The organism is Nocardioides nitrophenolicus (assembly GCF_016907515.1).
In the GTDB taxonomy this organism is placed as follows: Bacteria; Actinomycetota; Actinomycetes; order Propionibacteriales; family Nocardioidaceae; genus Nocardioides; species Nocardioides nitrophenolicus.
This window is the reverse complement of sequence record NZ_JAFBBY010000001.1, coordinates 1-23,668: the sequence shown is the minus strand read 5'-3', so window position 1 is coordinate 23,668 and position 23,668 is coordinate 1. Positions and strand designations below refer to the sequence as shown.

Genomic DNA, 23,668 nt, shown 5'->3' with positions numbered 1-23,668 from the left:
AGGCGGCCCGTATCATGCTCGCCATGCGTCGACTCTCTCGGGCACTCGCCGTGGCATTCGTGGCCCTCGCCGTCCTGTTCACCGCCTCGCCCACGCCGGCCCAGGCGGCGGCCGAGCCCGACGGCAGTTACACCGCCGCGGAGACGCCGACCGAGCCCAACGGCCTGGACCGGCTCGAGATCCGGTTCCAGGTCGCCAAGAACGGCCGCAAGGTGAAGGGCTGGCTGGTCACCATGAACGTGGTCTGCGGACTCGACGTGCGACTGATCCAGCAGACCATGCCGACCATGAAGGTCAAGAAGAGCGGCCGGTTCGGCAGCGTCTTCGCCGGCACCCAGCCCGACGGCACGACCTACCGGATCGAGGTCGGCGGCAAGCTGGTCGCCAAGAAGCGCAAGGTCAAGGACGGCACGCTGTCCTACCAGGTCGGCCTGTGCCGGCGCGGCACCGACCCGGCCAACCCGCTGCGCTGGGCGGGCCGGCGTACCGGACGCTAGGCACCCGCCGGGCGCCCACGCCTCGGCGGATAGCGTGCGCCTCATGCCGGATCTCGTCATCGGGTTCGACCTCGACCTGACCCTCATCGACACCGCGCCCGGGTTCCGCGACGTGCTCGTCGCGCTGGGCACCGAGCTCGGCGTGGAGTTCCCGGTCGACGAGCTGGTGACCCGGCTCGGGCCGCCCCTCGACCTCCTGCTGGCCCCGTACCTGCCCGCCGAGGCGATCCCGGCGGCCGGTGACCGATTCCGGGCGCTCTACCCGGAGCACGCGATCGCGAGCGTGCCGGTGCTGCCGGGTGCGCACGACGCCATCGCCGCCGTACGACGCCACGGCGGCCGGGTCGTCGTGGTCACGGGCAAGTACGCCCCGAACGCCCAGCTCCACCTCGACCACACCGGCCTCGACGTCGACGTGCTCGAGGGCTGGGTCTGGGGCGTCGGCAAGGCCGAAGTGCTGCGCCGCGAGGGCGCGTCGGTCTACGTCGGCGACCACGTCCACGACGTGGAGGGCGCCCGGGCCGCCGGCGTCACGAGCGTCTCGGTGCTCACCGGCGGCAGCACCGCCGACGAGCTGCGCGCCGCCGGCACCGACGTCGTGCTGGCGGGGCTCGAGGAGTTCCCGGCCTGGCTCGACGCCCACCTGGCGGCGCGCGGCGGAGGGGTCACCGCCCCCTGAACTCCGGGGCCCGCTTCTCCAGGAACGCCCGCGGGCCCTCCTTGGCGTCCTCGGAGGAGAACACCGCCGCGCCGATCCTGGCGTCGTCGGCCCAGCACTCCTCCTCGTGCTTGCCCTCGGAGTCGCGCATGGTCTTCAGGATCGCCTGGACCGCGAGCGGGCCGTTGGCCGCGATCCGGTCGGCGATCTCGTGCGCCTTCGCGAGCGCCTCGCCGTCGGGGACGACATGGCCGATCAGGCCCAACTCCTTGGCCTCGGCCGCGCCGAGGGTGCGGCCGGTGAGCAGCAGCTCGGCCGCCACGGTGTAGGGGATCTGGCGGGGCAGCCGCACCGCGGAGCCGCCCAGCGGGTACAGCGACCAGCGCGCCTCGGCGACGCCGAACTTGGCGGACTCACCGGCGACGCGGATGTCGGTCCCCTGCAGGATCTCGGTGCCACCGGCGATGGCGGGCCCTTCGACCGCGGCGATGAGCGGCTTGGTGAGCCGGAAGCCCTTGAGCAGGCCCTTGATCGTCGTCGGGTCGTAGGCGCCGGACTCGAAGCTCTCCGACGGCGGCTTGTCGTCGGCGGCCTTGAGGTCCATGCCGGCGCAGAAGTAGCCGCCCGCGCCGGTGAGGATGCAGACCCGGATCTCGGGGTCCTCGTTGACCCGGTCCCACGCGGCCTCCATGATCCGCAGCATCTCGCTCGACAGCGCGTTGCGGCGCTCCGGCCGGTTCATCGTGACGACCAGCTTGTGGCCGTCCTGCTCGACGAGGCAATCAGTCATGTGAACAACGCTAGCGAAAAAGTGAAACGTGTTCTACTGTCGCCCTCGTGGCCCTGAACATCGCCGATCTCTTCGAACACGCTGTCGACGCCGTTCCCGACAAGCCCGCCGTGCAGGTGGGTGACGACGTCATCTCCTTCGCCGAGCTGGAGGCCGAGGCCAACCGGCTGGCGCACTACCTGCAGGCGCAGGGCATCGGGGCGGGCGACCACGTCGGCCTCTACGCGAAGAACAGCATCGAGCACGTGATCGCCCTGATCGGCATCCTGAAGGTGCGCGCGGTCGCGATCAACGTCAACTACCGCTACGTCGCGGGCGAGTTGGAGTACCTCTTCGACAACGCCGACCTGGTCGGCCTGGTGCACGACCGGGTCTACGCGCCCCTCGTCGCCGAGGTGGCGCCGAAGTTCCCGGACCTGCGGACGATCATCGCCGTGCCCAACCCGCTGGAGCCCGACGACGCGAGCGACCTGTCGTCGTTCGGCGGGGTCACGCTGGCGGAGGCGCTGGCCGGGCAGTCCGACGCCCGCGACTTCGGCGAGCGCAGCCCCGACGACATCCACATCATCTACACCGGCGGCACCACCGGCTTCCCCAAGGGCGTGATGTGGCGCCACGAGGACTTCTGGCGGGTGCTCGGCGGCGGCATCGACTTCATGACCTCCGAGCCGCTCGAGGAGTACGACCAGTCCAAGAAGGCGCTCCAGGACAGCCTGGTCACCCTGCCGCTCAGCCCGCTCATGCACGGCGGCGCGCAGGCCTCGCTGCTCATGCACCTGTTCGCCGGCCAGGTCACCATCCTGGAGCCCAAGTTCGACCCGGTGCGCACCTGGGAGCTGGTCGACAAGCACGGCGTGCAGATGATGTTCATGACCGGCGACGCGATGGCGGTCCCGCTGATCGACGCCTACGAGGCCGGTGGCTACGACGGCCAGACCCTGTTCGCCATCGCCTCCAGCGCCGCGATCTTCTCCAAGTCCGTCAAGGAGCGCTGGATGAAGGCGTTCCCCAACGCGGTCTTCACCGACTCCGTCGGCTCCTCGGAGACCGGCTTCCAGGGCACCGGCCTGCAGGACGCGAGCGCGCTGTCGACCGACGGCCCGGTCGTCTCGATCCCGCCGACCACCGTGATCCTGGGCGACGACAACCGCCCCCTCGACCCGGCCACGGACGTCGGCAAGATCGGCCGCACCGCGCGCGCCGGCAACGTCCCGGTCGGCTACTACAAGGACCCCGAGAAGTCGGCGAAGACCTTCATCGAGATCGACGGCGTGCGCTACTCGATCCCCGGCGACAACGCCCGGATCGAGGAGGGCAACCGGATCACGCTGCTCGGCCGCGGCTCCAACTGCATCAACACCGGCGGCGAGAAGGTCTACCCGGAGGAGGTCGAGCAGGCGATCAAGGCCCACCCGGGCGTCTACGACGTGCTCGTGGTCGGCCTGCCCGACGACAAGTACGGCCAGAGCGTCGCCGCCGTCGTCGAGCTGCGTCCCGGTCACGAGCTCGAGCTGGAGGAGCTGCGCACCTTCCTGCGCGCCCACCTGTCCGGCTACAAGCTGCCCCGCGCGCTGACGATCGTCCCGGAGATCCCGCGCAACGCCACCGGGAAGGCGCAGTACCCCCGGGCCAAGGAGCTCGCCCTCGCCTCCCGCACCCAGAACGAAGGAGCGAACGCCTGATGCACACCGCCCTGTGCGATGCCTTCGGCATCGAGTACCCGATCTTCGCCTTCACCCCCTCCGAGCACGTCGCGGCCGCCGTGTCGCGCGCCGGCGGCCTCGGCGTCCTGGGCTGCGTGCGGTTCAACGACACCGACGAGCTCGACCGGGTGCTCACCTGGATGGACGAGAACACCGACGGCAAGCCGTACGGCGTCGACGTGGTCATGCCGATGAAGATCCCCACCGAGGGGACCTCGGCCGACCTGTCGACGTACATCCCGGAGGACCACCGGAAGTTCGTCGACGAGACCCTGCTCAAGCTCGGCGTGCCGCCGCTGCCCGAGGGCGAGGGCCGCGAGGGCGTCCTCGGCTGGCTCCACTCCGTCGCGCGCTCCCACGTCGACGTCGCCCTGCAGCACCGCCCGGTCCTGATCGCCAACGCGCTGGGCTCGCCGCCGGTCGACGTCATCGAGCAGTGCCACGAGGCCGGCCTCAAGGTCGCCGCGCTCGCCGGCGCGCCCAAGCACGCGCTGAGCCACGTCGCCAACGGCGTCGACATCATCATCGCCCAGGGCTACGAGGCCGGCGGCCACACCGGCGAGATCGCCAGCATGGTGCTCACCCCCGACATCGTGGACGCCGTGGGTCCCGACGTCCCGGTGCTCGGCGCCGGCGGCATCGGCTCCGGACGGCAGATCGCGGCCTCGCTCGCGCTCGGCGCGCAGGGCGTGTGGACCGGCTCGATCTGGCTCGGCACCGAGGAGTACCGCAACCTGGCCGGCAACAAGGGCTGGGAGACCGCCTTCCTGCGGGCCACCTCCTCCGACACCGTGCGCACCCGGATCTACACCGGCAAGCCGGCCCGCCTGCTCAAGACGAAGTGGACCGAGGCCTGGAGCGAGGAGGGTGCTCCCGCGCCGCTGCCCATGCCCCTGCAGAACCTGCTCGTCGCCGACGCCCACAACCGGATCAACGCCTCCGGCGACCCCGACGTCATCTCGATGCCGATCGGGCAGATCGTCGGGCGGATGAACGAGGTGCGCCCGGTCGCCGAGGTCGTGGCGGACCTGGTCGCCGAGTTCGAGGCGACGGTGAAGAAGCTGGACGGTATCGCCGGGATCTGACGGGATCTTTTCACCGTCCCGGGCGCACCAGTACGGCGTGACCGACTCCTCCCTGCTGCCCTGGGCCTTCGACGACATCGCCGCCTTCGGCGCCCGCCCCCACCTCGCCGCGCACCGGCTGCACGAGCAGCCGGCGTTCACCGACGACGCCCTCGCCGACCTGCTCGACCGGCTGCCGCGCTCGGTCGTCCACCCCTACACGATGGGTGCCGACCCGACCCGGCCCGACGAGTGGCGGCGCGGCGCCGAGACCGACCTGCCGGGCAAGGAGCTGCTCGAGGTGGTCTCCCGCGGCCACCTGTGGCTCAACCTGGTCGGCGTCGACCGGCACGACCCCGAGATCGCGGGCCTCGTGGCGGACCTGTACGCCGAGATCCGGGCGCTCGTGCCGGGCTTCGCGCCGCTGCGGACCTCCGCCACGCTGCTGCTGTCGTCGCCGACGGCGATGGTCTACTACCACGCCGACAACCAGCCGAACCTGCTCTGGCACCTGCGCGGGCGCAAGCGCGCCTATGTCTACCCGCGGGCCTCGCGCTTCGTGAGCGACGAGAACCTCGAGCGCCTGGTCGCCGGCGAGACCGAGGAGGAGCTGCCCTTCGAGCTCGGGTACGACGACCAGGCGGCGGTGCTCGACCTGGAGCCCGGACAGGTGGCCTGGTGGCCGCAGAACAGCCCGCACCGGGTGGAGAACGTCGGCGGCCTGAACGTCTCGCTGTCGACCGAGCACTGGACCGCGGAGTCGGTGCGCCGCGAGCACCTGTGGACCGCCAACTACTACCTGCGCAGCCGGCTGGGCCGGGCGCCCCGCTCGACCCGGGAGCACGGCCTGCTCCCGGCCGCGAAGGTGGCGGCGATGCGGGTCGGTCGCCGGGTCGGCGTCCTGGACCCGGGGCAGCGACAGGGGCCGCGGCCGAGCTTCACCGTCGACCCGGACGTCGGCACCGGCGTCGGCGCGCTCACCCCAGCCGGGTGATCCGGACGTCGACGAACATCCGCGAGGTCGCGGCGCCGGTGTAGATGCCGCTGAGTGGGCGGACGTCGGCGTAGTCGCGGCCGGCGGCGACCATCACGTGGCGCTCGCCGGGGACCAGGTCGTTGGTGGGGTCGAAGGCGTGCCAGCCGTCGGCCCACCACTCCAGCCAGGCGTGGGACTCGCCGTGCGTCTCCTCGCCGACGAGCGGGTCCGGGTTGGGCAGCAGGTAGCCCGAGACGTAGCGGCTCGGGATGCCGACGGCGCGCAGTGCGCCGAGCGCGAGGTGGGCGATGTCCTGGCACACGCCGCTGCGCTGGCGCCAGGCCGTGGCGGCCTCGGCGTGCACGTCGGTCGCGCCCGGCAGGTAGGTGACCTCGTCGTGCACCAGCCGGAGCAGCTCGGTCGCCACCTCGTGGGGCGCGGCGCCGTCGGCGACCAGCCCGGTCGCCAGGTCGGCCAGGTCGGCGGGCGGGCGGACCCGGTCGGTGAGGGTGAGGAACTCGGCGACGTCGGCGCCGGGCGCGTCGGCCAGCTCGGCCCAGGTCGTCGTCGGGAGCGCCGTGGCGGGCGGCTCGGTGCGGACCATCGAGGTCGCGGTCACGGTCAGCTCGCGATGGGGCGCGAGCACCTCGAAGGCGGTGACCAGGGTGCCCCAGTAGTCGCGGTAGGACTGCGCCCAGGGGTGCGGCGACACCTCGACGCCGGCGTGGGTGACGGTCTGCCGGGCCGCGCTCTGGGGGGTCATCCGGGCCTCGTTGTACGACGCGCTGACCAGGCCGTCGTACTCGAAGCCGGTGACGTGGTCGATGCGGAGCTGCACGGTGGTGTCCTTGTCCTCACTGCCGGGTGCCGTGCCAGGCGAGTGCCTCGGAGCCGGCGAAGAAGTGGCGGGTGATCGCGTCGGTCGCGGCGGCGCAGGAGCGCTGGAAGCGGTCCATGGCGCCGGGGAGGTCGTCGAGGAGGTCGCTCACCGAGCGGTACTCCAGCTCGGAGCGGGCCCGGCCCAGGATCCGGCGGGCCTCGCCCTCGCTCTCGGCGCGGTACGACGTGGAGTCCAGGTTGGCCAGGCAGCGCTCGGCGCTGGTGACGGCGTACGCCACCGCGCCGGGGAAGAGCCGGTCCAGGAGCAGGAACTCGACCACCTCGCGGTCGGTCTCCAGCCCGCGGCGGGCGCGGAGGAAGGCCTCGTGGGCGCCGCAGGCGCGCAGCGTGGTGGTCCAGGCGTGCCCGGGGGAGAGCGCCGCGCTGGCCAACAGCCGGGCGGTCATGTCGGCGCGCTCGAGGGTGCGGCCGAGGACGAAGAACTGCCAGCCCTCGTCGCGGGTCATCGTCGCGTCGGCGGTGCCGTTGACCAGCGCCGCCTGGTCCCGGACCCAGCGCAGCCCACGGTCGCGGCGCATCGCCCGGAAGGCGCCGGAGTCGATGGTGAGATAGGTGGTGTTGATGGCCACCCAGAGCGGCTCCGACAGCGTCTCGCGGGCCCGGCGGGCGCTCTCCCGCGCGGCCTGCAGGCAGGCCGCGATCGACTCCGGCGACGAGAGGTCGTGGGCGAGCAGGTCGAAGAGCCGGGCCACGTCGAGCTCCTCGTCGTCCGGTGCCTCGGCGCCCATGATCGACAACACCGTCCGGCAGGTGGCCGACTCGTCCGAGGTCGGGTCCTCCAGCACGAGCTGGGTCTGCACGTCGAGGATCCGGGCGGTGTCGTCGGCCCGCTCGACGTACCGGCCGATCCAGAACAGCGACTCCGCGATCCGGCTCAGCACGGCGTCTCCCCGGTGCGGCTCTGCTGCTGTTGCTCCTGCTGGCCCTGGCGACCGGAGAGATCGCGCAGCGCGGGGCCGGCCACCTGCGGGGAGGGCGTCACGGGCGAGGTGACCGCGGTCGTCGCCGGCGTCCGGTCGGCCGTTGCCGGGCGGATACGGCCGGCCAGCACCCAGGTGTCCTTGGACCCGCCGCCACGGGAGGAGTTGACGATCAGCTCGCCCTCCGGCAGCGCGACCCGGGTCAGCCCGCCGGGGAGCACCCAGACCCGCTCGCCGTCGTTGACCGCGAACGGGCGCAGGTCGACATGACGCGGGCGCATCGCGCCGTCGGCGTACGTCGGCACGGTGGAGAGGCTGACCACGGGCTGGGCGATCCAGGCACGCGGCCGGCGGTGGATCTCGGCGCGCAGCCGGTCCAGCTCGGCCGGCGTGGCGGCCGGGCCGATCACGATGCCCTTGCCGCCGGACCCGTCGACCGGCTTCAGCACCAGCTCGTCGAGGCGGTCCAGCACCTCCTCGCGGGCGGCGTCCTCACCGAGCCGCCAGGTGTCGACATTGGGCAGCACCGGCTCCTCGGCGAGGTAGTAGCGGATCAGGTCGGGCACGTAGGTGTAGATCAGCTTGTCGTCGGCGATGCCGTTGCCGATCGCGTTGGCGAGGGTGACATTGCCCGCGCGGGCGGCGTTGACCAGCCCGGGGCAGCCCAGCATCGAGTCCGCGCGGAACTGGACCGGGTCGAGGAACTCGTCGTCGACGCGGCGGTAGATCACGTGCACCGGCTCCAGTCCGCGGGTGCTGCGCATCAGCACCCGGCCACGCCGGCACTCCAGGTCGCGGCCCTCGACCAGCTCCACGCCCATGGTGCGGGCCAGCAGCGCGTGCTCGAAGTAGGCGCTGTTGTGCACGCCCGGGGTCAGCACGACGACCGTCGGGTCGGTGACGCCGGCCGGAGCCGCCGCGCGCAGGGCGGCGAGCAGCGCCTGCGGATAGCCCGCCACCGGCCGGATCCGGTGCGCCGACATCGCCTCCGGCAGCACCGAGCCGATCGCGCGCCGGTTGGTCATCACGTAGGACACGCCGGAGGGCACCCGGACGTTGTCCTCCAGGACCAGGAAGCGGCCGTGCTCGTCGCGGATCAGGTCGATCCCGGCGACATGGCAGCGCACGCCGTTGACCGGCACGATGCCCGCCGCCTCGCGGTGGAAGGCCCCCGAGGAGACCACGGCGCTGCGGGGCACCACGCCGTCGGCGAAGACCTGCCCGAGCCCGTAGGCGTCGGCGAGGAAGGCCTCCAGCGCCCGCACCCGCTGCTGTACGCCCAGCTCGATCCGCCGCCAGTCGTCGGCCGCGATGATCCGCGGCAGGATGTCGATCGGGAAGGCCCGCTCCTCGCCCCCGATGTCGAAGGTCACGCCCTGGTCGAGGTACGACGCCGCCAGCGTGTCGATCCGGGTGCGCAGGTCGGAGCCATCGAGCGCGTCGAGCGAGGCCCGCAGCGCGTGGTACTCCGGGCGCACGCCCGATCCGTCGTGCATCTCGTCGTACGCGGCCGCCCCGTGGTCGGGAGCCCAGTCCACCGCCGTTGTCATGGTCGAACGCTAGGAAGGCGTCGTCACGGCAGTGTTTCGGCGTCGTGACGCTCTGGCGCGCCGGACCCCGGAAGTCATTAGGTTGGTCACATTACGCGCAATGTGCTGATCGCCGGGGCCGGGCCGGGAGTGAGCGGGTCCCTGGCCCGCCTGTACGCCGCGGAGGGTGGCTCGGTCGGCCTGCTCGGGGCCGACGAGGAGGTGCTGGCGCAGCTGCGCGCCGACGTGGAGGCCGCCGGCGCCCTCGCGGGCTCGGCCGTCGTCGACCTCACCGACGACGTCGCCACCCGCTCGGCCGTGACCCGCATGGCCGAGCACGTCGGACATCTCGACGTGGTCCACTTCAACCCGTCGGCCTACCGCGAGAAGGATCCGCTCAGCCTGACCCCCGACGAGCTGCTCGATGACGTCCGGCTCGGGGTCGGGGCGCTGCTCTCGGTGGTGCAGGCGGCCCGCCCGTTCCTGCGGCCGGGTGGGCGGATCACCGTCACCGGCAGCATGGCCGCCGACAGCCCGTGGTTCGGGGCCGCGTCCCTCGGCGTGCAGAAGGCCGGCGTGCAGAATCTCGTCCACAGCATCGACGCCACGGTCAAGGGCGACGGGATCCGGGCGGTGTCGGTGACGGTGCGGGGGCTGCTGAAGAAGGAGGGGCCGTTCGCCCCCGACAACGTGGCGCGGGCGCTGCGGGCCGCGATCGACCAGGACGAGTCCGCGTGGCGGACGGAGCTGCCCTACACCGGCTGAGGCCGGTCCTCAGAACGCCGACACGTCGGCGAGGTCGAAGGCGGTCCGGGCGGCGGTGACGAAGGAGTCGTGGTCCATCACCGCAGGCTAGTGGTGTGCCCTGATGGTCGACGCCACCAGCAGAGGCATGCGAGGGTGGCTCCGACCGGCGGCCGGAGGGCCGTCGTACCAGAGACGACATGGGGGTCGGCATGGTGCACGAGCAGACGACAGAGCGCGCCCGGAACCGGGGCGTACGACGACTGGTGCTGGCCGCGCTGGCGGCCGCAGTGGTGCTGGCGGGGGCGCTGGCGACGGCCGGGTCGTCCCAGGCCGACCTGTCGCTGGCCGGCGTGCCGCGGGCGAGCTGCGCCGACGGCGACCTGCCGGAGACCGCGCAGCAGGGCCGGGTGCCGGCGGCCGACTACGCCTCGGGTCGCGCGCTCCAGGGCTACCGCTGCAACACGACGGAGGTCGGGCACCACGGCAAGACCTCGCAGCTCGGCTCGGGTGGCTACAAGGTGCAGCGCTACACCGACGCGACCGGCCGGACCTGCGCCTACTACGACTCGGCGATGATGGTCGGCCTCAACCTGCCCGGCCTGCTGACCGGCGGCGCGGGGCTCGGCGTCGTGGTGCTCGACATGACCGACCCGGCGCGGCCCGTGAAGACGGCCAACCTGGTCACCCCGGCGATGCTGCAGCCGCACGAGTCGCTGCTCGTCAACGGCGAGCGCGGCCTGCTCGCCGCGGTGCTGGGCACCCTGGGCACGGCGCCCGGCGTGCTCGACGTCTACGACATCAGCCAGGACTGCCGCCGGCCGCGGCTGATGTCGACCACGCTGTCCGGCGTGATGGGCCACGAGAGCGGCTTCTCGCCCGACGGTCGCACCTTCTGGACCGCGGGCGCGGCCGGCTTCACGCTGACCGCCGTCGACCTGGCCGACCCGCGCCACCCGCGGGTGCTGCACACCAAGACCGGCGTGGTCTACCACGGGCTGCGCCTGTCCGACGACGGCCGCACCATGTACGTCGCCAACATCGGCAGCCCCAGCATCCTCACCGGTGGCCTGCTCGAGGGCGCCGGACTCGACATCCTCGACGTCTCCGACGTCCAGGACCGGCTCCCGAAGCCGGCGATCCGCACCCTCTCCCGGCTGACCTGGGAGGAGTCCTCGATCCCGCAGGTGGCCGAGCCGTTCACCCGCGACGGGAGGCAGTACGTCCTGGAGGTCGACGAGTTCAGCGACCTGTTCGGCGACTTCTCCCGGATCAACTCCGCCAAGAGCCCGGTCGGCGCCGCCCGGATCGTCGACGTCACCGACCCGCGCGCGCCGTCGGTCGTCTCGAACGTGCGCCTGGAGGTCCACGACCCGCTGCTGCGCGGCGAGGTGATGGGCGACCCGGGCGCCCGGATGATCGTGCGCAGCTACACCGGTCACTACTGCTCGCTGCCGACCCGCGACCAGCCGCGGATCGCCGCCTGCTCGATGATCGGCTCCGGGCTGCGGCTCTTCGACCTCACCGACCTGACCCGACCGCGCGAGGTGGGCTACTTCAACCAGCCCGGCCCCAACGGCGGCGCCGCGCTCTCGCAGCCCGCCTGGGACGTCGAGCGCCGGCAGGTCTGGTACACCGACCTCGACGAGGGCTTCTTCGCGGTCGGCCTGCGCGGACCGGCCGCGGCGCTGCTGCCCTGAGCCGGGTCCGCTCAGGCGTACGACGTCCCGCGCTCCGCGCGCACCCACACCGCCGCGTCGTCCGGGTCGACGCCGGCGGCGGCCAGCTCGCGCTTGACCACCTTGTTGGTGGCGGTGCGCGGCAGCGCGGCCACGATCCGCACGAAGCGGGGCCAGGCCTTGGGGGACAGGTCCTCCTGGGCGGCGAGGAAGTCCTCGAGCGCGGCCGGGGTCAGCGGGCCGCGCAGCAGCAGGGCGCAGGCGACCTGGTCGCCCACCTTGGGGTCGGGGACGGCGTAAACCGCCGCCTCGCCGATCGACGGGTGTCGCAGCAGCACCCGCTCGATGGGGGCGGTGGCGAGGTTCTCGCCGTCGACGCGCAGCCAGTCGCCGGAGCGGCCGGCGAAGTAGACCCAGCCGTCGGCGTCGCGATAGGCGAGGTCGCCGGACCAGTACATCCCGCCGCGCATCCGCTCCGCCTCGGCGGCCGCGTCCTTGTAGTAGCCGGCGAAGGCTCCGGCTCCGGTCGTGTTCACCAGCTCGCCGATCGCCTCCTCGGCGTTGGTCAGCCGCCCGGCGGCGTCGAACACGGCGTCGGGCGTGGGCGCTCCCGTCTCGGGCGAGCGGACCTCGACGCCCGGCAGCGGCATCCCGAGGCTGCCCGCGGGCATGTCCGGCCGGCGCTGGACGATGACGGCGTTCTCGGTGGAGGAGTAGGAGTCGACCACCACGCAGCCGAAGCGGGTCGCGAAGGCGGCGATGTCGGCGTCATTGGCCTCGTTCCCGAACACCAGCCGCAGCGGGTTGTCCGCGTCGTCGGGCTGCTCGGGCGTGGCGAGGACGTAGGTGAGCGGCTTGCCGACGTAGTTGGCGTAGGTCGCCCCGAAGTCGCGGACGTCGGGCAGGAAGCCCCGGGCCGAGAAGGGCGCGACGGCGACGGTCGCCCCGGTGGTCAGCGCGGGCGCCCAGCCCGCCATCACCGCGTTCGAGTGGAACATCGGCATCGCGACGTAGTGCACGTCGTCGGCGGTCAGCCCCAGTCGGCCGACGAGGTGGGTGCCCGGGCCGGTGACCTTCGCGTGGGTGACCCGCACCGCCTTGGGCGCGCCGCTCGTGCCGCTGGTGAAGATCAGCATGAACAGCGAGTCCGGGGTGGGCGCCGCGTCGGGCGGCGAGACGGCGCCGGAGTCGGCGTCCCGGGCGTCGGCGAGTGCGGTGAGGGCCAGACCCGGTGAGGCGACGACCAGCTGGCAGTCCGCCTTCGCGACGTCGGCGTCCAGTGCGGCGCCGCGGCGGGTCGCGTTCAGGCCGACGAGCACGTGGCCACCCAGGCCCGCGGCCGCGAGGTGGATCGCGAACGCCGGCCCGTTGGGCAGCAGTACGCCGACATGGGGCGGCGCGTCCGGCGTGAGCCGCTGCTCGATCCGGACGGCCAGCCGGGCCGCCGCGGCGACGTACTGCCGCCACGCCAGCTCGCGGACCGCGCCTGCCTCCCGCCAGCGCAGCGCCGGTCGGTCGTCGTCCGCGCGGGCGAGAAGCAGGTCGCGGACCGTCATGCGAAGCTGCGGCCGATCGCCAGCGCCTGCTCGGTCGCGCCCCCGAAGAGGAACTCGAAGCGCTTGCCGCTGGTGAAGTAGCGGTGCGCCTCGCCGTCGAGGTCGATCCCGACGCCGCCGTGGACGTGCACGGTGGTGTGGGCGATCCGGTGGCCCGCGTCGGCGGCCCAGAGCTTGGCGGTCGCGACCTCGGTCGCCGCCGGTAGGCCCTGGTCGAGGCGCCAGATCGCCTGCCACAGCGTCAGCCGCTGGCCCAGGACGTCGATGAAGCCGTCGGCGAGGCGCTGCGAGACCGCCTGGAAGGTGCCGATCGGGCGGCCGAACTGCTCGCGGGTCTTGGCGTACTCCGAGGTCAGCCGCAGCGCGCCCTCGGTCACGCCGAGCTGCTCGGCCGCGGCGAGCGCGACCAGGAGCTGGCCGAGGCGCTCGGCGAGGTCGGCGCCGCCCACGCGCTGTCCGGGTGCGCCGGAGAGGGTCACCAGCGCGGCCGTGTCACCGTCGCTCGTTCGCTGCCCCGCCCGCTCGACGCCGGCCGCGTCCGCCTCGACGAGGTAGACGCCGGGGCCGTCCGGACCGGTCGCGGTGACCAGGAGGGCGTCGGCGGCCAGGCCCGCGCGGACCAGGGTCTTGACGCCGTCGAGCGCGCCGTCGGCGTCGGCCGCGACCGTCGGCGTGGCCGGCAGGTGCGCGCGCTCCTCGGCGACCGCGGCCGCGTAGAGCCCGCGGTCGGCCGGGAGGCCGGCGCCGGTCAGCAGCGTCGTGCAGGCGCTGTGCGTCGCCAGGGGGAGGGGTGCGACGTGGCGGCCCACCTCGACCAGCACCCGGGCGAGGGTGACCAGGTCGAGCTCGGTCCAGTCGAAGGCGTCGCCCAGGGTCGCCCACAGCTCGCGGTCGAACCGGTCGCCGCCGGCCTCGACCGCCTTGAGGCGCGCGTTGGTGGTCTTGTCCTTCAGGATCTGGGCGGCGAGCTCCGCGGCCTCGTCCTGCTCGGGGGTGAAGAGAAAGTCCATGGTCGTGTCCTCTGCCCTCAGGCTCGCTTGGCGGCGGGCAGGCCGAGGCCGACGTACCCGATGATGTCGCGCTGGATCTCGTTGGTGCCGCCGCCGAAGGTCATCACCAGCGAGGAGCGGTGGAAGCGCTCCAGGCGGCCGGCGAGGACGGCGCCGGGGGAGTCGCCGGTGATGCCGGCGTGCGGCCCCACGACCTCCATCAGCGAGCGGTAGACCTCGGTCGCCAGCTCGGAGCCGTAGATCTTGGTCGCCGACGCCTCCGCCGGCGAGAGCGGTACGCCGTGGTCCGCGTCGGCGGCGAGCTTCCAGTTGATGAGCGTGAGCGCCTCGATCCGGGCGTGCGCGCGACCGAGCGCGATCTGCACCCACTCGGTGTCGATGACGCGGCCGCCGTCGGGGTTGCGCGTCTCGCGGGCCCAGTCCTTGACCAGCGTCAGCGAGTGCTGCAGGGGAGCGGCCGAGGTGAGCGCGACCCGCTCGTGGTTGAGCTGGTTGGTCATCAGCGCCCAGCCGCCGCCGCGCTCGCTGACCAGGTTCGACGCGGGCACCCGGACGTCGGAGTAGTAGGTCGCCGACGTGCCGACGCCGGCGACGGTGTGCACCGGCGTGTACGACACGCCCGGCGCGTCGGCCGGGACCAGGATCATCGACAGGCCCTTGTGGCGCGGGGCGTCGGGCTCGGTGCGGCACGCCATCCACAGCCAGTCGGCGTACTGGATGAGCGAGGTCCACATCTTCTGCCCGTTGATCACCCACTCGTCGCCCTCGAGCGTCGCCTTGGTCTGCAGCGAGGCGAGGTCGGTGCCGGAGCCCGGCTCGGAGTAGCCGATCGAGAAGTGCAGCTCGCCGGCGAGGATCTTCGGGAGGAAGTACTCCTTCTGCTCCTCGCTGCCGAAGCGCATGATCGTCGGCCCGACCGTGTTGAGCGTCAGGTAGGGGATCGGCACGCCCGCGATGGCGGCCACGTCGGTGAAGATCAGCTGTTCGACCATGGAGCGGGCCTGGCCGCCGTACTCCTTGGGCCAGCCGATCCCGAGCCAGCCGTCCTTGCCGATCTGGCGGATGACGTCCTTGTAGACGCCCGCCTCGCCGAACTCGCCGGTGGCCGACGCCAGGCCGGCGCGGATCTCGGGGGTGACGAGCTGGGCGAAGTACTCGCGGAGCTCGTCGCGCAGGGCTACCTGCTGCGGTTCCAGGTCGATGTGCATGTTGTCACCCTAACCGCAAAACTGTAACGTGTTCTACATGAGCGACACCCTCACCTCGAATGTGCGGAGCCTCGACCAGGGCAGCACGCCGATCCGCTTCGCGCGGGGCTGGCACTGCCTCGGGCTGGCCGAGGACTTCGCCGACGGCAAGCCGCACGCCATCCACGGCTTCGGGACCAAGCTCGTGGTCTGGCAGGGGGGCGACGGCGAGCTCAACGTGCTCGACGGCTACTGCCGCCACATGGGCGGCGACCTGACCCAGGGTGAGGTCAAGGGCGACAACATCGCCTGTCCGTTCCACGACTGGCGCTGGGGCGGCGACGGCAAGTGCAAGGAGATCCCGTACGCGCGACGCGTGCCGCTGCGGGCGCGGACCCAGCGCTACGAGACCGTCGTGCGCAACGGCCAGCTGCTCATCTGGCACGACCCCGAGGGCTCGGCCGCCGACCACGACCTGCTCCCGCCGGAGCTGCCCGACGTGATGACGGACAAGTACACGCCCTGGTCGTGGCACACCAAGGAGATCAACGGCTCCCACTGCCGCGAGCTGATCGACAACGTCGCCGACATGGCGCACTTCTACTACGTGCACTTCGCGTTCCCGACCAGCTTCCGCAACATCTTCGACGGGCACACCGCGACCCAGTTCATGGAGTCGAAGGGGCGCCCCGACACGATGGGCGGCGGGTACGGCGACGAGAACTCCACGCTCAAGTCGGTCGCGACCTACTACGGGCCGTCGTACATGATCAACTGGCTCGAGGTCGACTACAAGGGCTTCGTCACCGAGGTCATCCTGATCAACTGCCACATCCCGACCGGACCTGAGTCGTTCACGCTCCAGTACGGCATCAGCGTGCGCAAGCCCGAGGGCCTCGACGAGAAGACCTGCGCCTACATCGCCGAGCGCTACACCGAGTCCTTCGGCGACGGCTTCCTCCAGGACGTCGCGATCTGGGAGAACAAGGTCGCAGTCCAGAACCCGCTGCTGTGCGAGGAGGACGGGCCGGTCTACCAGCTGCGTCGCTGGTACGAGCAGTTCTACGTCGACGTCGCCGACATCAAGCCCGAGATGACCGACCGCTTCGAGTTCGAGGTCGACACCACCAAGGCCAACGAGTACTGGCACGCCGAGGTCGCCGACAACCTCGCCAAGCGGGCGGCCGCCGAGGCCGGGGCCGGCGCGACCGCGGACGCCTGATGGCCTCCTTCGTCCCGACCAGCGACGAGACCCTCGAGGACCTCCGGCGCTACACCGAGGACCGGCTCGTCGACGTGGCCTGCCTGGACTGCCTGGCCCGGGTCCGGGTCAAGAAGAACAGCGACCACCAGACCTCCGTGCAATGGAGCGCAGAGGCCAGGGCCGCTTGTCAAGAGTTCGTGCGACGAGACCAGCATCCCGGGGGACGGGATGTGCACAAGCCCTGCACGCGGCTGATGGCTAGCATCGACGACGCCGTTCGGGCCGGTGACGTCCCGGTCGGCGCGTACGACGGCTACTGAGCCCATCTTTTTCTCGTAGGGAGTTCCGTGGACATCGAGTCCTTCGTGCTGGACGTCGTCGCCGTGGTCGAGGAGACCGCCGACGCCAAGTCGATCAGCTTCGCCGTGCCCGCGGGCATGGAGGACAGGTTCGACTACAAGCCCGGCCAGTTCCTGACCGTGGCGGTGCCGAGCACCCAGACCGGCATCGCGGCGCGGTGCTACTCACTGTCCAGCAGCCCGCACGACGGCGGTCCGCTCACGGTCACCGTGAAGCGCACCGCCGACGGCTACGCGTCGAACTGGATCTGCGACAACCTCGCCGTCGGCGACACGCTGCGCGTGCTGCCGCCGTCCGGGATCTTCACGCCGGCCTCGCTCGACGCCGACCTGCTGCTGTTCGCGGGCGGCTCCGGGGTGACGCCGATCATGTCGATCACCCGCACCGCGCTGGCCCACGGCACGGGCCGGATCGTCGTCTTCTACGCCAACCGCGACGAGCAGTCGGTGATCTTCGCCGCCGAGCTGAGCCGGCTCGCGGCCGAGCACCCCGACCGGCTCCAGGTCGTCCACTGGCTCGAGTCGGTCCAGGGGCTGCCGACCGAGGCGCAGCTGAAGGCGTTCGCGGCGTCGTACGGCGGCTACGACTCGTTCGTGTGCGGCCCGGCGCCGTTCATGAAGATGGTCACCACGGTGCTCAAGGAGCTCGAGGTGCCGCGCAGCCTGCGCCACCAGGAGAAGTTCGTCTCGCTGGGCGGGAACCCGTTCGGCGACCTCGCCGAGCTGCAGGAGGTCGAGGCCGAGATCGCGCTGGCCGAGTCCGACGACGACGGCCCCGGCGCCGACGTGTTCGCCGACGCCCCGGCCGGGCCGGTCAAGGTCGAGGTCGAGCTCGACGGCGAGGAGTACACCTTCGACGACTGGGACCCGCGCACCAAGCTCCTCGACTTCCTCGAGAGCAAGGGCGTCAAGGCGCCTTACTCCTGCCGCGAGGGGGAGTGCTCGGCGTGCGCGATCCGGCTGGTCGAGGGCGACGTCAAGATGCTCTACAACGACGTGCTCGACAAGGACGACCTCGAGGACGGCATCCGCCTCGGCTGCCAGTCGGTGCCCTTGACCGACACGGTCAAGGTCAGCTACTCCTAGACGACAACGGCCACCGGCTGCACCCCCCTAGGATGCAGCCGGCGGCCGTCGGTCTGGGCGGCTGCCGGTGTCAGGCGGCCGGGGCCGGAGCCGCCGGCTGGGCGGCCAGGCACTTGTCGAGGCGCTTCTGGGCGTGCTCGACGCGCTGCTGCTGGAACTTCTTCGCCTTCTGCACGTGCTGCTTCTTCTCCTTGGCCGTGGCGACCGCGGCCTTGGCGTTGCGCTTCTCCTGCGCCGTGTCGGACGCCTTCACCTCGGCCTTGGCCGCGGCGATCGCCTCCTTCTTGGCGGCGAGCTTCGCGGTCAGCGACTCGAGCTTGGCCTGCGCCTTGTCGAGCTGGGCCTGCTGCTTCGCGCACGGGGCGTCGGTGGGCGGCGCGGCGACGGCGCCGGTGAGCGGCGCGACGGAGAAGCCGAGAGCGAGCACAGCCGCGGCGGCGGCGGTACGGGCGAGAGTCATGGGTGACGCTCCTTCGTGGGTCGAATCGTTCGTCACCCGGTACATGTCGTCAGCCGGGTGCGGTGTTACATCCGTCTCAGGAAAGGCGTGCGGCCAGCCGGGTGGCGCTCATGTGGGCGATCGACTCGATCGAGATCATCGGGTTGACACCGGAGGCCGTCGGGAAGCAGGAGCCGTCGGCGACGTACAGCCCCTCGACCTCCCAGGTCCGGCCGTCGGGGTCGACCGCCGAGGTCTCCCGGGAGCCGCCCATCCGCGCCGAGCCCATGATGTGGAGCGCGGCCAGGGCCAGGGTGGCCGGAGCGGCGCCCGCGGCGCGCAGGTCTCGCTCGAACGTGGCGGCGGAGCCGCGAACGCCGGGCTCGTAGCTGACCGTGCGGTGGTGGGTCGACGCGATCCACCGGGCGCCGGCCGCCTCGGCGATCCGGGCGCCACCGACCAGGCCCTGGACCAGGTGGTCGGTGTCGCGCGGGGAGAGCCGGTAGCGCACGATCGGCTCCCCGTGTCGGTCGACCCGTACGGTGCCGCCCGGGTCGCGGTCGCGGACGATGACCGCGACGCCGAGGGTGTGCCGCAGCTCGTTCATGCGCCGCCGGAAGTCGCCGGCGCCGCGCCAGTTGACGAAGCCGGTGCCGAACGCGGGCGTCAGCGGAGCGGTCTCGAAGAGCACGCCGTAGCCGTCGCCGTCGAGGTCGGTCAGCGCGTCGACGTAGCGGCTCTGCATGGCGCCGACCCAGCCGTCGACGGGCTCCTCCATCCGGCCCCAGACGGCCGTGGCCGGGTGGAGGCGGAGGTGGCGGCCGATGTTGGGGTTGGTCAGCCCGCTGCGCTGGAGCAGCGCCGGGGTCTGGATCGCGCCCGCGGCCACGACGACCGCGCGGGCCCGCACCTGGACCCGGTGCCCGTCGGCGGTGACGCCCTCGACTCCGGTGGCGCGGCCGAAGCTGGTGGTGACGGTGCGGACCGTGACGCCGGTGCAGATCCGGGCGCCGGCGCGGGCCGCGTCCTCGAGCCAGGTCTTCGCCGTCGACTGCTTGGCTCCGAGCCGGCAGCCCATCCCGCACCGCCCGCACTCGACGTCCTGGTCGCAGCCGAGCACATTGCGCGGCATCGCCGCGACCTCCCAGCCGAGCGCGCGAGCACCCCGCTCCAGGATCGCGTCGCGCGGCGCCGCCTTGTCGTGGTCGGTGTTGACGCCGAGCCGGGCGCAGACGGCGTCCATCGAGGCGGCGTACTCCTCGGTGGCGAACTGGGGTACGCCGTGACCCGCCCACTCCTCGCGCACCCGGTCGGGGGTGCGGAACGAGGTCGAGTAGTTGACGACGGTGCCCCCGCCCAGCCCCCGTCCGGCGAGCAGCGCCACCTGGCCCTCCGCCGTCGACTGCGGGCTGAGCGCGTAGAGCTGGAGGAAGCCGGTCTCCTCACTGCCGTCGAAGTGCCTCTCGTCGTGCATCCCGCCGGCCTCGAGCACGACGACGTCGAGCCCGGCCGCGGCCAGCACCCCGGCCGCCGTACCACCGCCGGCGCCGGATCCCACGACGACGACGTCGCAGCTAAGCGCGGTGTCGTGGGTGATCGGCAGCGGCCGGACCACCGGCGTCGGCGGGTCGGGGCGGAGGCCGAGCGGGCCCGGGTAGCCCAGCTCGTCCCACAGCGCCTGGCCCCCGCTCATGTAGTAGGGGAGCAGGCTCGCGGTCTTCAGGCCCTGGAAGAGCATCCGCTTCGCGCCGACCCGGCTGTCGGAGAGCGACAGCAGCACGCGTTCGCGCGCCGCCTGGTCCAGCTCGGAGAACCGCCGCGGCCGCCCGGTGAGCGTCACGCCCAGCGCCCGGCTGTTCCACGCGTCGAGAAGCGCCCGCAGCTGCCGAACCTCGCCCGGGCGTGGGTTGGCCGCCGCGATCCGCAGCGCCAGCTCGTGGGCGCCGACCTCGGTCGGGGCCGGGACGCCGTCGCCTCCGGGGGCGAAGGTGTCGGCGATGAGGCCCATGGCCCTGACCTGCCGCGCGGTGAACGCCATGACGGGACTGTAGGGCGTGTCGGTGGCCCATGGGAGGGTCTCGCCATGACTGTCGCCCTGCCCGGACCCGACGGCCGGCCCCGCTGTCCGTGGTCCCTGTCGCCCGACGAGCTGCCCTACCACGACACCGAGTGGGGCTTCCCCGTCGCCGACGACCAGCGCCTGTTCGAGAAGGTCTGCCTCGAGGGCTTCCAGTCCGGGCTGAGCTGGCGCACCATCCTGGTCAAGCGCCCCGCCTTCCGGGCCGCCTTCGCCGGCTTCGACTTCCGGGTCGTCGCCGGCTTCGACGAGCGCGACGTGGCCCGGCTGCTCGCCGACGCGGGGATCGTCCGCCACCGCGGCAAGATCGAGGCCACCATCAACAACGCCGGGCGCGCGCTCGACCTGGTCGAGGAGCGGGGCTCCCTCGCGGCCTACTTCTGGGGCTTCGAGCCGCCTCTCTCCGAGCTCGGTGACCCGCAGACGCTCACCACCTCGCCCGCGGCCGTCGCGATGTCGAAGGACCTCAAGAAGCGCGGCTGGAGGTTCGTCGGGCCCACCACCGCGTTCGCGTTCATGCAGGCGATGGGACTGGTCAACGACCACGTCGCCGGCTGCGTCACCCGCGACGAGGTCGCCGCCGCCAGGGCCGGGTTCACGCCCCCGGCGTGAGCCGCTCGCCCAGCACCGCCACCGTGTCCGGCACGAAGTCCAGCGTCGCCAGCATCTCCCGGAGCCGCTCCGGACTCACCCACGCACCCCAGGCGACCTCCTCGGGCTGCCAGGCGATCGGGCCGTCGTACACGCAGGTGTAGGCGAAGGCGTGGTAGGACGTGTGCGCGTCGGCGTAGTCGTCCTCGCCGATCGGCTCCAGCTCGACCCCGGTCACCCCGAGCTCCTCGGCCGCCTCGCGCACGGCGGCGTCGTACGGGTCCTCGCCGGCCTGGAGCACGCCGCCGGCCGCGAAGTCGTAGCGCCCGGGGAAGACGTCCTTGGTGTCGGTGCGCCGGTGGACGTAGACCTCGCCCGCGCTGTTGCGGACCACGATCAGGGTCGCCGCGTGCCGCAGGTTGCGGGCCCTCATCACCGAGCGCGGCGCCGACTCGCCCGTCGGGCGGCCGTCGGCGCCGTAGAGGGCGACCTGCTCCTCGGGGGTGTCAGCCATGGCCCCATCCTTGCTCAGGGCCGGGCATGGGTCGAGCCCCGCCGCGGGGGACGACTGTGCGCAGAACGACGACTGTTCGCACTGGTAATTCGAACAGGTGTGCGAATAGGATGAGGCATGTTCTCGGACCTGTCGGACGCCACGCCGGAGCGGCTGCTCCTGGCGGCTGAGGACGGTGTCCGTGAGCGGCGTGCGGCCGAGGTGCGGCAGCTCGAGCTGTTACTGGCCTGGGCCGACCTGCACTCCGGGGACCCGCAGGCCGAGCCCGACGCGGTCCCGGTCAGGTTCGGCGGGCCGCGGCTGGTCGACCTCGGCGGCGACGGCACCCCGGGGGTCCAGGACCTCGCGCTGCTGGAGATCGCGATCGCCCGCCACGAAGGCGTCCTGGCGACCCGCAACGCGCTCGCCGACGCCTTCGACCTGCGCCACCGCCTCCCGGCCGTATGGGCCGGCGTGCGGGCGGGACGCTGCGAGGTGTGGGTGGTGCGCAAGGTCGCGCGGATGTCGCGCAGGCTCGACCGCGCCCAGGTCCGCCTCGTCGACACCGCGCTCGCTGCGGCTCTCGACCAGGCCCCGTCGCGGATCCTGGCCATCGCCGAGGCGAAGATCATCGAGGCCGATCCCATCGCCCACCACGATCGGATCGAGAAGAACCGCCGCCTCCGGGGTGTCTGGTACCCCCAGCCCCGCCCCGGTTCCCAGATCGATGACGACACCGCCGGAGGCAGCCAGGCAGGGATCGGGACCGTGTTCGCCCGCCTCGACGAGGCCGACGCCCTCGAGCACGCCCGGATGGTCGCGAACCTCGCCACCGCGCTGGCCGAGCACGCCCCACCGCCCGCGGACGGCCAGGTGCCGCTGTCGATGGACCACTGGCGGGCCGAGGCCTTCGCGATGCTCGCCGACCCCGCCGCCGTGCTTACCTTCCTCAGCGGCCCCGCCGCCGGCGACGGCGAGGACGATGGACCATCTGATGCCGTCGCGGCCCCGGCCGCCGAGCTGGTCGTCCACGTGGCGCTGACCGACGCCGATGCGTTCGGCCCCGTCGCCCGGGTCGAGGGCCTCGGCCCGCGACTCCTCACCCAGGTCCGCGAGCTCCTCAACCACCACACGCGCCGCCACGCCACCGTCAGCGTGACCCCGGTCATCGACCTCCACGCCGGCAGGTCCGTCAGCGGCTACGAGCACCCCACCGACGTCAAGCGGCGCACCGAGCTGCGCACCGTCGGCGACATGTTCCCCCACGCCACCGGTCTCTTCACCAAGCGCGGCCGGTCACCTGACCACGACCACACCACGCCCTACGACACCCACGGCCCGCCCGGGCAGACCGGCGACCACAACGACACCCCGCTCGCGCGACACCACCACCGGGCCAAGACCCACGTCCCGGGCTACACCGTCCTGCAGCTCGGACCCGACCGTTGGGTCTGGGGTACGCCCCACGGTCTCTACCGCCTCGTCACCGGCGGTGGCACCCGACCCGTCACCCAGGCCGAGTACCACCTGCTCGCCGGGCGGTCACTCGTTCTCATGGGTGACCTGGCGGCCTGACCGCGTCACCAGCCCCGCTCGCGCCACTCCGCCACGTGCGGCCGCTCGACGCCGAGCCGCGAGTCGTTGCCGTGCCCCGGGTAGAACCACGTGTCGTCGGGCAGCGTGCCGAACAGCTTCGTCTCGACGTCCCCGATGAGCGACGCGAACGCGTCGGCGTCGCCGAACGTCCCGCCGACGCCGCCGGGGAACAGCGAGTCGCCGGTGAACAGGTGCGGGTGCCCGTCGGGGTCGCGGTAGAGCAGGCAGATCGAGCCGGGGGTGTGGCCGGTGATCCGGATCACGTCGAGCTCGCGGGAGCCGACCGCCACGGTGTCGCCGTCGGTGACCCGGCGCTCGACCGGGACGCCGGTCTGCTCGGTGATGGCGTCGGCGTCGGGCTCACCGGCGACCACCGTCGCCCCCGTCTCCCGTACGACGTCGGCGAGCGCGCGGTGGTGGTCCCAGTGCTGGTGCGTGGTGACGACGGCGGCCAGCCCGGCGGCCCCGATGAGCGGCAGCAGCACCTCGGGCTCGGCGGCGGCGTCGATGAGGACCTGCTCGCCGGTGTCGGTGCACCGCAGCAGGTAGCAGTTGTTCGACATCTTCTCGTCGACGGCGACCTTGGTGATGGTCAGTCCGGTCAGCTCGC

General features: G+C 72.5%; 23 protein-coding genes. 12 read left to right on the top strand and 11 right to left on the bottom strand.

The genetic code is table 11. The features are described from left to right. Window positions 1–23 precede the first annotated feature (23 nt). Together JOD66_RS00115 and JOD66_RS00110 are read left to right on the top strand one after the other, a co-directional pair. Window positions 24–497: a hypothetical protein gene (locus JOD66_RS00115; RefSeq protein ID WP_204834948.1), complete on the top strand. Its 474-nt coding sequence runs from the start codon at window positions 24–26 to the stop codon at window positions 495–497. Window positions 498–540: 43 nt separating this feature from the next. Continuing rightward, complete coding sequence (locus JOD66_RS00110; RefSeq protein WP_204834947.1) at window positions 541–1,176, top strand: HAD family hydrolase; 636 nt, start codon at window positions 541–543, stop codon at window positions 1,174–1,176. Here JOD66_RS00110 and JOD66_RS00105 read toward each other — a convergent pair. Next, window positions 1,163–1,945 (bottom strand): crotonase/enoyl-CoA hydratase family protein, encoded by a 783-nt coding sequence (locus JOD66_RS00105; RefSeq protein WP_204834946.1) that lies wholly within the window; start codon window positions 1,943–1,945, stop codon window positions 1,163–1,165. The two genes, JOD66_RS00110 and JOD66_RS00105, sit on opposite strands and share 14 nt — an antisense overlap. Window positions 1,946–1,992: 47 nt before the next feature. On the opposite strand from JOD66_RS00105, the gene JOD66_RS00100 reads away from it, so the two are divergent. The 3 genes from JOD66_RS00100 to JOD66_RS00090 are packed head-to-tail and all read left to right on the top strand — an operon-like array spanning window position 1,993 to window position 5,706. Next, window positions 1,993–3,627 (top strand): acyl-CoA synthetase, encoded by a 1,635-nt coding sequence (locus JOD66_RS00100; protein WP_204834945.1) that lies wholly within the window; start codon window positions 1,993–1,995, stop codon window positions 3,625–3,627. Then, a complete protein-coding gene (locus JOD66_RS00095; protein ID WP_204834944.1) occupies window positions 3,627–4,733 on the top strand; it encodes an NAD(P)H-dependent flavin oxidoreductase in 1,107 nt (368 codons plus the stop codon). Before JOD66_RS00100 ends, JOD66_RS00095 begins: the two co-directional genes overlap by 1 nt. A 37-nt stretch (window positions 4,734–4,770) precedes the next feature. Next, complete coding sequence (locus JOD66_RS00090) at window positions 4,771–5,706, top strand: hypothetical protein (protein ID WP_204834943.1); 936 nt, start codon at window positions 4,771–4,773, stop codon at window positions 5,704–5,706. Here JOD66_RS00090 and JOD66_RS00085 read toward each other — a convergent pair. From JOD66_RS00085 to JOD66_RS00075, 3 genes are read right to left on the bottom strand one after another with little or no spacing between them, the layout of a single operon-like run. Next, entirely contained in the window at window positions 5,690–6,526 is an 837-nt protein-coding gene (locus tag JOD66_RS00085) for a transglutaminase family protein (RefSeq protein WP_204834942.1), read from the bottom strand. The two genes, JOD66_RS00090 and JOD66_RS00085, sit on opposite strands and share 17 nt — an antisense overlap. A 16-nt stretch (window positions 6,527–6,542) precedes the next feature. Then, window positions 6,543–7,469 (bottom strand): alpha-E domain-containing protein, encoded by a 927-nt coding sequence (locus JOD66_RS00080; protein WP_204834941.1) that lies wholly within the window; start codon window positions 7,467–7,469, stop codon window positions 6,543–6,545. Beyond that, window positions 7,463–9,058, bottom strand: a complete 1,596-nt coding sequence (locus JOD66_RS00075; protein ID WP_204834940.1) for a circularly permuted type 2 ATP-grasp protein — start codon at window positions 9,056–9,058, stop codon at window positions 7,463–7,465. Before JOD66_RS00075 ends, JOD66_RS00080 begins: the two co-directional genes overlap by 7 nt. A 102-nt stretch (window positions 9,059–9,160) precedes the next feature. Between JOD66_RS00075 and JOD66_RS00070 the strand changes: the two genes are divergently transcribed. Next, complete coding sequence (locus tag JOD66_RS00070; RefSeq protein WP_307823197.1) at window positions 9,161–9,802, top strand: SDR family oxidoreductase; 642 nt, start codon at window positions 9,161–9,163, stop codon at window positions 9,800–9,802. A gap of 179 nt (window positions 9,803–9,981) precedes the next feature. Further along, on the top strand, window positions 9,982–11,481 hold the full coding sequence (locus tag JOD66_RS00065; protein WP_204834939.1) for an LVIVD repeat-containing protein: 1,500 nt from the start codon (window positions 9,982–9,984) through the stop codon (window positions 11,479–11,481). Window positions 11,482–11,492: 11 nt separating this feature from the next. On the opposite strand, the gene JOD66_RS00060 is transcribed toward JOD66_RS00065, so the two are convergent. Genes JOD66_RS00060 through JOD66_RS00050 form a run of 3 tightly spaced genes read right to left on the bottom strand, consistent with a single transcriptional unit; the run spans window position 11,493 to window position 15,234 of the window. Further along, the gene (locus JOD66_RS00060; RefSeq protein WP_204834938.1) at window positions 11,493–13,016 is read right to left on the bottom strand and encodes an AMP-binding protein; all 1,524 of its coding nucleotides are present in this window, start codon (window positions 13,014–13,016) and stop codon (window positions 11,493–11,495) included. Then, window positions 13,013–14,026, bottom strand: a complete 1,014-nt coding sequence (locus JOD66_RS00055; RefSeq protein WP_204834937.1) for an acyl-CoA dehydrogenase family protein — start codon at window positions 14,024–14,026, stop codon at window positions 13,013–13,015. Before JOD66_RS00055 ends, JOD66_RS00060 begins: the two co-directional genes overlap by 4 nt. 17 nt (window positions 14,027–14,043) lie before the next feature. Continuing rightward, complete coding sequence (locus tag JOD66_RS00050; protein WP_204834936.1) at window positions 14,044–15,234, bottom strand: acyl-CoA dehydrogenase family protein; 1,191 nt, start codon at window positions 15,232–15,234, stop codon at window positions 14,044–14,046. Between the two features lie 37 nt (window positions 15,235–15,271). Here JOD66_RS00050 and JOD66_RS00045 point away from each other — a divergent pair, with 37 nt between their 5' ends. The 3 genes from JOD66_RS00045 to JOD66_RS00035 are packed head-to-tail and all read left to right on the top strand — an operon-like array spanning window position 15,272 to window position 17,862. Then, window positions 15,272–16,435, top strand: a complete 1,164-nt coding sequence (locus JOD66_RS00045; protein ID WP_204834935.1) for a 3-ketosteroid-9-alpha-monooxygenase, oxygenase component — start codon at window positions 15,272–15,274, stop codon at window positions 16,433–16,435. Next, on the top strand, window positions 16,435–16,737 hold the full coding sequence (locus JOD66_RS00040; RefSeq protein WP_204834934.1) for a hypothetical protein: 303 nt from the start codon (window positions 16,435–16,437) through the stop codon (window positions 16,735–16,737). The genes JOD66_RS00045 and JOD66_RS00040 overlap by 1 nt, the downstream gene beginning before the upstream one ends. A gap of 27 nt (window positions 16,738–16,764) precedes the next feature. Next, window positions 16,765–17,862, top strand: a complete 1,098-nt coding sequence (locus JOD66_RS00035; protein WP_204834933.1) for a ferredoxin--NADP reductase — start codon at window positions 16,765–16,767, stop codon at window positions 17,860–17,862. Between the two features lie 70 nt (window positions 17,863–17,932). On the opposite strand, the gene JOD66_RS00030 is transcribed toward JOD66_RS00035, so the two are convergent. Beyond that, window positions 17,933–18,322: a hypothetical protein gene (locus JOD66_RS00030; protein WP_204834932.1), complete on the bottom strand. Its 390-nt coding sequence runs from the start codon at window positions 18,320–18,322 to the stop codon at window positions 17,933–17,935. A 76-nt stretch (window positions 18,323–18,398) separates the two neighbouring features. Beyond that, on the bottom strand, window positions 18,399–20,339 hold the full coding sequence (locus tag JOD66_RS00025; RefSeq protein ID WP_204834931.1) for a GMC family oxidoreductase: 1,941 nt from the start codon (window positions 20,337–20,339) through the stop codon (window positions 18,399–18,401). Between the two features lie 45 nt (window positions 20,340–20,384). On the opposite strand from JOD66_RS00025, the gene JOD66_RS00020 reads away from it, so the two are divergent. After that, entirely contained in the window at window positions 20,385–20,990 is a 606-nt protein-coding gene (locus tag JOD66_RS00020; protein WP_204834930.1) for a DNA-3-methyladenine glycosylase I, read from the top strand. Here JOD66_RS00020 and JOD66_RS00015 read toward each other — a convergent pair. Beyond that, window positions 20,974–21,483 (bottom strand): NUDIX hydrolase, encoded by a 510-nt coding sequence (locus tag JOD66_RS00015; RefSeq protein ID WP_204834929.1) that lies wholly within the window; start codon window positions 21,481–21,483, stop codon window positions 20,974–20,976. The genes JOD66_RS00020 and JOD66_RS00015 overlap by 17 nt on opposite strands. Window positions 21,484–21,600: 117 nt before the next feature. On the opposite strand from JOD66_RS00015, the gene JOD66_RS00010 reads away from it, so the two are divergent. Further along, window positions 21,601–23,037, top strand: a complete 1,437-nt coding sequence (locus tag JOD66_RS00010) for a 13E12 repeat family protein (RefSeq protein ID WP_204834928.1) — start codon at window positions 21,601–21,603, stop codon at window positions 23,035–23,037. Window positions 23,038–23,042: 5 nt separating this feature from the next. Here the strand turns inward: JOD66_RS00010 and JOD66_RS00005 are convergent. After that, a partial coding sequence (locus JOD66_RS00005) for an MBL fold metallo-hydrolase (RefSeq protein WP_239545007.1) occupies window positions 23,043–23,668 on the bottom strand: 626 nt, incomplete at its 5' end.

What these genes read in the sequence shown, in the direction of transcription:
- JOD66_RS00115 (WP_204834948.1), top strand. Translation starts at nt 24, where the DNA reads ATGCGTCGACTCTCTCGGGCACTCGCCGTGGCATTCGTGGCCCTCGCC.
- JOD66_RS00110 (WP_204834947.1), top strand. Translation starts at nt 541, where the DNA reads ATGCCGGATCTCGTCATCGGGTTCGACCTCGACCTGACCCTCATCGAC.
- JOD66_RS00105 (WP_204834946.1), bottom strand. Translation starts at nt 1,945, where the DNA reads ATGACTGATTGCCTCGTCGAGCAGGACGGCCACAAGCTGGTCGTCACG.
- JOD66_RS00095 (WP_204834944.1), top strand. Translation starts at nt 3,627, where the DNA reads ATGCACACCGCCCTGTGCGATGCCTTCGGCATCGAGTACCCGATCTTC.
- JOD66_RS00075 (WP_204834940.1), bottom strand. Translation starts at nt 9,058, where the DNA reads ATGACAACGGCGGTGGACTGGGCTCCCGACCACGGGGCGGCCGCGTAC.
- JOD66_RS00065 (WP_204834939.1), top strand. Translation starts at nt 9,982, where the DNA reads ATGGGGGTCGGCATGGTGCACGAGCAGACGACAGAGCGCGCCCGGAAC.
- JOD66_RS00060 (WP_204834938.1), bottom strand. Translation starts at nt 13,016, where the DNA reads ATGACGGTCCGCGACCTGCTTCTCGCCCGCGCGGACGACGACCGACCG.
- JOD66_RS00055 (WP_204834937.1), bottom strand. Translation starts at nt 14,026, where the DNA reads ATGGACTTTCTCTTCACCCCCGAGCAGGACGAGGCCGCGGAGCTCGCC.
- JOD66_RS00050 (WP_204834936.1), bottom strand. Translation starts at nt 15,234, where the DNA reads ATGCACATCGACCTGGAACCGCAGCAGGTAGCCCTGCGCGACGAGCTC.
- JOD66_RS00045 (WP_204834935.1), top strand. Translation starts at nt 15,272, where the DNA reads ATGAGCGACACCCTCACCTCGAATGTGCGGAGCCTCGACCAGGGCAGC.
- JOD66_RS00040 (WP_204834934.1), top strand. Translation starts at nt 16,435, where the DNA reads ATGGCCTCCTTCGTCCCGACCAGCGACGAGACCCTCGAGGACCTCCGG.
- JOD66_RS00030 (WP_204834932.1), bottom strand. Translation starts at nt 18,322, where the DNA reads ATGACTCTCGCCCGTACCGCCGCCGCCGCGGCTGTGCTCGCTCTCGGC.
- JOD66_RS00025 (WP_204834931.1), bottom strand. Translation starts at nt 20,339, where the DNA reads ATGGCGTTCACCGCGCGGCAGGTCAGGGCCATGGGCCTCATCGCCGAC.
- JOD66_RS00020 (WP_204834930.1), top strand. Translation starts at nt 20,385, where the DNA reads ATGACTGTCGCCCTGCCCGGACCCGACGGCCGGCCCCGCTGTCCGTGG.
- JOD66_RS00015 (WP_204834929.1), bottom strand. Translation starts at nt 21,483, where the DNA reads ATGGCTGACACCCCCGAGGAGCAGGTCGCCCTCTACGGCGCCGACGGC.
- JOD66_RS00010 (WP_204834928.1), top strand. Translation starts at nt 21,601, where the DNA reads ATGTTCTCGGACCTGTCGGACGCCACGCCGGAGCGGCTGCTCCTGGCG.